The 5,567-nt window shown below is 62.0% G+C and carries 3 protein-coding genes and 1 pseudogene; all 4 read left to right on the top strand.

What is annotated here, in order from left to right; all coding sequences use genetic code 11:
• Positions 1–449, top strand: a 449-nt coding sequence (locus A7X77_RS30910; protein ID WP_197486917.1) for a tail fiber domain-containing protein, incomplete at its 5' end; no start/stop codon positions are given.
• Positions 449–2,668 (top strand): hypothetical protein, encoded by a 2,220-nt coding sequence (locus A7X77_RS34145; protein ID WP_245293815.1) that lies wholly within the window; start codon positions 449–451, stop codon positions 2,666–2,668. The genes A7X77_RS30910 and A7X77_RS34145, both read left to right, overlap by 1 nt.
• Complete coding sequence (locus A7X77_RS30900) at positions 2,656–4,710, top strand: hypothetical protein (RefSeq protein ID WP_064686596.1); 2,055 nt, start codon at positions 2,656–2,658, stop codon at positions 4,708–4,710. The genes A7X77_RS34145 and A7X77_RS30900 overlap by 13 nt, the downstream gene beginning before the upstream one ends.
• A gap of 241 nt (positions 4,711–4,951) precedes the next feature.
• A pseudogene (locus A7X77_RS30895) lies at positions 4,952–5,567 on the top strand (hypothetical protein); the annotation flags it as partial.

The following is a 5,567-nucleotide window of genomic DNA, read 5'->3' as shown; positions in this document are numbered from 1 at the left end:
AGAACTCGATCCTGACCGAACGCAACCAGCCGCTGAACGAAATCTCGGCGTTGATGTCGGGTTCGCAGGTCAATCAGCCGAATTATGTGAACTCGCCGACGACACAGCTTCCCACGGTCGACCAGGCCGGCCTGATCAACGAAAACTACAATCAGAAAATGGGGCAGTACAATCAGGAGGTCGCCAGGTCGAATGCGGCCATGGGTGGCCTGTTCGGCCTCGGCTCGGCACTGCTTGGCGGCTGGGCAATGTCCGATCGACGGTTGAAGCAAGCCGTTCACCGGATCGGCGAAACAGCGTCCGGACTGCCAGTCTACGAATACGAATATCTCTGGGGCGGCGGCCGGCAAGTCGGCCTGATGGCCGATGAGGTCGAGACGGTCGCTCCCGGCGCCGTCGCCGTTGGTCCCGGCGGCTTCAAGATGGTCAATTACGCGGGGGTTCTGTGATGGGCTTCATCTTCGGCGGCGATACAGGCCAGACGCAGGCGGATGTCACGGACGCCCGCAAGCGCCTCGCAGCGGTGATGCTGCAGCAGGGCACCGACACAAGCCCGATCCAGTCGCCATGGGAAGGCGCGGCGCGGATGGCGCAGGCCCTGATGGGCGGCCTCGCGGTTCGCAATCAGGCAAACCAGCAGCGGACCGCAGACGCTCAGGCAATCTCCGCCATCACTGGCCAGCCTTACACGCCTCCTGAGCAGCCCAAGGGCTTCTTGTCATCTCTGTTCGGTGGCGGCAACAAGCCATCCAATCCCGGCGCAACGGGCTCGTCTATGCCGAAGGTGGACGCGTCCGGAAATGTCGCCGCCACGCCTACCAATAGTGAGCTGCCGTCTTCCTTTCTTGCCGCGGTCAACAGGACGGAGGGGGCAGGGGATTACGATACTCTCTTCGGACACGCTCAAAAGGATGGGCCATTTGCAGGCACGTCCGTTTCCAGCATGCCGATCAGAGACGTCTTGGCCTTCACCGATCCGAGCGGCCCCTATGCTCAATATGTCAAGGGCAAGGTTGGTCGTGTCGCCACGCCTGTCGGGAAGTATCAGACAGTAGGCACGACGCTGCGAGGCGCGGTGAGTGCCCTTGGGCTTGATCCGAACGCTCCCTATGATAGGGCCACACAAGATCGGGTGGCGTCTTATCTCGCTCGCCAGCGTATCGCTTCCGCCGACACACTGCCTGGGAAGATCCAGGCGCTGCGATCTGAGTGGGAGGGATTCAAGAATATTCCCGATGCCGAAATGGCGCAGATCGTGGCTGATCTTGAATCCGGCGGTGTGGCCACCCCCGCCGGTGCCCAGGTCGCAAGCGCAACCCCAGCCATCGCTGCACCTCCTTCGCCGGTCCAGCCGCCGGTCAACCCTCCTCCAGCACCTCCGACGCCGGGTTATCGCGACCCGATGGTGACGACGGCCGGACGTCCCGACGCTCCACAGCCGCCGCCAGCCGCACCGGGTGAAGTTGCAAGCCTCGACCCTTCGATCGGCATTCCCATGCCTGGCGCTGCTGGGCAGATGCGCGCATCCGATCCGGCGCAGGTCATGCCGCCACGGGCTAGCCCCCAGGCTGCTTTGCCGCCGCTCCCGACGTCGACAGTCAGCGCTGATCCGAACGTCGCCGCCGTGCCTCAGCAGGCGTCGCCTCAGCCCGCGCCGGTGAGGTTGGCCCAAGCGCTCGACAATGCGCCGCAGCAGGCGCCGAACCCCATGGCAAACCCGCGCGTTCAGGCGTTGGTGCAGTCGATCATGAATCCTAATGCATCGCCTCAGGTCAAAGCGCTGGCGGCGCAGCAATTGCAGATTCTGACGCGACCGCCTGAGTACGGATTTGAGACGTTGCCCGATGGAACGGTTCTTCGTTCAGATCCGCGCACTGGGACGCTTACGCCCGTTTATCGCTCTGAAATGTCGCAGGCTGATCAGGCGAAGCTCGATTTCGAGAGACAGAAATTCGAGCAGGAGCAGGCAAACCGCCGGACTCTCACCGCAGCTGAGCAGGCAAACATCGATCTGGAACGGCAAAAGTCCGACTTCGAGAGGAACAAGCCGGTGGTTGTCCAACCTGGCGAAACTCTGTTCAGTCCAGGTCAGGAGCGCGTCGTCTATCAGGGCACCGGCTACAAACCCGAAGACGTGTCGAACCTCCGCAAGGAGGTCCAGAATCTTCCGACCTACAAGAGCTATCAGCAGGCAGCGCCGGTTTACCAGTCGATGATCGACACGGCGAAGACGGACAGCAAGGCGTCTGACCTGAACCTTGTCTATGGCCTCGGCAAGATCATGGACCCGAACTCGGTTGTCCGTGAAGGCGAAATGGTCATGGTCAACAACACCGCGAGCCTGCCGGACTGGTTCTCGGGGATAATCAACAGCGTCAACGGTGGCCAACGGCTCACGCCGGAGACGCGCCAGGCAATCCTTGCCGAGGCGCGCAGCCGCATGGGCGCCTATCGTGGCGCGCTTGATAACGATATCGGTCAGTATAGCGGCATCATTGGCCGACGCGGCATGAACGAGGCCGATATCCTGCCGACGCTCGGAGATATTGCAGAAGTGCCGAGCCTGACGCCGCCGCCCGCGGCGGACATAGGTGCACCGCCGGAAGGGGTGCCGGCTGATGTATGGGGCGCAATGACGCCAGCGGAGCGTAAGCTATGGCAGAAATGACACCCGAGCAGCAGAAAGCTATGGCGATTGCCGCCGCGCGTCTGCGTCTCAGCCGAACCCAGCAGACGCAGCAGCCCTCGGCGGTAGACCCGGTAGCAGAGCCGCCACCTCAGACCGGCGAAGAGCTGCGAGCCCGCATTTATGCTGATCTCGACGCCAAGCGCGATAGGCAGCCGGTGCTTGATCGGAATGGCCTGCCGGCCGATGACGCCCTTTCAGTCGCCAGGACAGGCGTCGGCGGCCTCCTCGAGGGTATTCCGATCATTGGCCCGCCCATCCGCTACGGTACCGAGAAGGCTGCAGCAGCGACAGTCGCCGCATTCACGGACGAAACTTACGATCAGGTAATGGATCGTTTGAACGAAGCGACCAGAGCTGAAAAGGAAGCGAACCCGATCATCGATAAGGGGGCACAGATAACCGGCGCCGTTGCCGGGACAATCCCTGCAATCATGGCTGCCCCAGCCGCTTTCGGCGCGGGTGGCGGTAGCTTGCTCCTGCGATCGGGTATCTCTGCGGGCACCGGCGCCGCCATTGGGGGCGCAGATGCAGGTGTTCGAAGCGGCGGTGACGTCGACGAAATGTGGCATGGGGCAAAATGGGGCGGCCTGTTCGGATTAGGCGGCCCCATGGTCGGAAAGGTCATCGGGGCTGGAGCCAGGTCGCTGGCCGACGCACTCCGCGCGCGCACGGCTGCCAAAGTCGCTGGCATGGACCCGCAGGCGTTCGGTTACTTCCGGCGCGCGGTCACTGATGACGGTCTCGATGCGTCTGCGCTGCCGCGCAGGCTCACAGAAATGGGTCCTGAGGCTATTCCGGCGGATCTGGGCCCGAACCTTCAGAAGCAGGCCGGCGCGCTTGCCGCAACGCCGGGAGAGGCACAGGCGACGATCCGAAACGCGCTCACCGACCGCCAGGCCGGCGCAAACGCTCGCATTGGTCAAACCATCGATGAGACGATGGGTCCAAACGTTGTTCCCTCGGAAGTCAGGGCCGGAATCGAAGCCAATCAGGATATGTTCAGCCCTCACTATCGCGAAGTCTTCAGGGGAGCCCGACCTTACGACATGAGTCCGATAGCCGAAGCGATGGAAGCTGATATCAGCCGCCTTCGCGGTCCGGCGCAAGCCCGGTTGCGGCAGGTTCGCGATATGCTGAACGTTGCGAACTCGAACGTCCTTTCCACAGATCCAGGCGTCATGTTCCAGACGCGCCAGGCAATCGATGGGCTTTTGAAGACGGAAATTGATCCGAAGGCCATTGCCACGCTGATGGAAGCCCGCCAGATGCTCGACGACGGCCTTACTCGCGCCGTTCCTCGCATCAAGGAGCTCGACGCGGGATTTTCTGAGTTGGCCCGTCAGGACGAAGCTCTGACACGTGGTCAACAAGTCCTCGACAGTGGACGGACGGCGCCGCGACCCTCCGAATTGGCCGCAGAGGTCGAGCAGGGAGTTCAGCCGCAGGGGATGCAGATCGGTCCGTCTGCGGTCCCGCTGCGTCTGTCGCAGGGCGCCCGGGCCGAGATCGACCGCATCGTCGGCACCAACTCCAACGATATCGCCGCGATGAACAAGCTGATCAAAGGAGAGGGCGATTGGAACCGCGCGCGTCTATCTACCCTTTTCGGACCGGAGAAGGCCGATCGGCTGTTCAAGGTGCTCGAGAACGAGCGCATTTATGCCGACACCGCAAACACCGTGACGCGCAACAGCGAAACAGCGGCGCGAATTGCGGCTCAGAATGAGTTGGGCGGCGGTGCCGGTAATTTCGGTGTGAAGGAAGCATTCAAGGCTGGTGGCTTCCTTGGTGCAGCTCGATCGGCGGCTATTGATAAGGCCGACGACATCGTCAAGGCGCTGATCTCGAGTAATACCGGTAACGTCACCCGCGAGAGCCTGGCACGGGCACTTATCGGCGAGCAGCGGGAAAAGCTAGTCGAAGGACTGGTTAGAGCGCAGGGAATGGGAACGACGCCTGCGTTAGTCGACCCTGTTGTCAAAGCCCTGCTTCTGAACGCCGGAACCGCGAGGACGCGATGACGGGTCAATCCAGCAAATAGCGAGATAGAGCAGGGCAGCAAAACAGATGCCCATCACAAATCCCGCATCGAACGACCCCCCAAGGAAGTTACCAATGCCGTCGACCGCCCAGTTGATCCCGTAGAGGATCGCGGTGGTAAGGGCGATGCACGTGATTTGCAGAACTCTCAGCATGGCGCAACCAATACTACAACCGTCGAGGCCTCGCAATTCGCGGGGCCGTTTCTTTTGGAGATGGTGAATGCCCAGAAACCCATCCACCGGCGTCTATTCCAAGCCCGCCGGCACGACGCCCTCAGTCGGTCAGATCATTGACCCGGTTCCGTGGAACGCGCTGACCACCGACCTCGGCAACGAAATCACCAACTCGCTTCCGCGCGATGGCTCTGCGCCTATGGTGTCACCGTTGAAACTCGCCTCTGGCACGGTTTCGGCTCCTGGCATCGGCTTTGCGTCAGTCCCGCAGACCGGCTTATATCTCAAGGGCGGCGGACTATTGGGGTTCACGCAGAACGGCGTTGATATCGCGTTCGGCCGCGCATCGGTCTATGCGGCCAGGTCAGGCGATTACACCGCTCTTGCTACGGATGACAACGCCGTGCTGCGGTTCACTGCGGCGGCGACACTCACGCTCACGGCGGCCGCTACCCTCGCTGCCAACTGGGTCATTACCGTGATCGCCGACGGTGGCGACGTAACGGTTGACCCGAACGGTGCTGAGACCATCGACGGCGCGTCCACGCTCGTCATTCCGAACGGAAATTCTGCTTTCATCGTCTGCAGCGTATCGGCGTTCTTCACCGACAAGGTTCTGACCAGGCTTTTGGCCAAAGCCGACAGTTCCGCCGTCGGAAGTT

The sequence above is a fragment of the Rhizobium bangladeshense genome (assembly GCF_001662075.1).
GTDB classification, from domain to species: domain Bacteria; phylum Pseudomonadota; class Alphaproteobacteria; order Rhizobiales; family Rhizobiaceae; genus Rhizobium; species Rhizobium bangladeshense_B.
This window is presented reverse-complemented; position numbering and strand designations above follow the sequence as displayed.

Coding starts and splice junctions, on each gene's coding strand:
- A7X77_RS34145 (WP_245293815.1), top strand. CDS start 449: ATGGGCTTCATCTTCGGCGGCGATACAGGCCAGACGCAGGCGGATGTC.
- A7X77_RS30900 (WP_064686596.1), top strand. CDS start 2,656: ATGGCAGAAATGACACCCGAGCAGCAGAAAGCTATGGCGATTGCCGCC.